This is a genomic window from Lacisediminihabitans profunda, assembly GCF_008040105.1.
Classification (GTDB): Bacteria; Actinomycetota; Actinomycetes; order Actinomycetales; family Microbacteriaceae; genus Lacisediminihabitans; species Lacisediminihabitans profunda.
The window spans coordinates 1-300 of record NZ_VRMG01000092.1; the positions used below are offsets into that span (position 1 = coordinate 1).

Annotated in this window: 1 pseudogene; it reads left to right on the forward strand. The window is 66.7% G+C overall.

What is annotated here, in order from left to right:
* Positions 1-50: 50 nt before the first annotated feature.
* Positions 51-300 (forward strand): annotated as a pseudogene (locus tag FVP33_RS19190) (hypothetical protein); the annotation flags it as partial.

Genomic DNA, 300 nt, shown 5'->3' on the forward strand with positions numbered 1-300 from the left:
ATCGCTTCGAGCTGGACACCGGATGGGGCGGCTCCGCGTGGAGTGAGCACGTGCGCATTGAGGACGCGGATGTGCTGGCACGATACTCCGGCGGACCGCTCGACGGGCTCCCCGCGGTGACTTCCCGAACCATCACGAACGGGGGTCGCGCGCTCTACGTCTCAGGCGCCATCGACCAAGAATCGATAGACGGATTCGTGGCGACCCCGCTTGGGCCGGAGTCACTGGCGGAGCTGCCTGCCGGAGTGGAGATGGCCGTCCGGGAGACTGCCGCCGCGCGTTTGACCTTCTTCATCAACC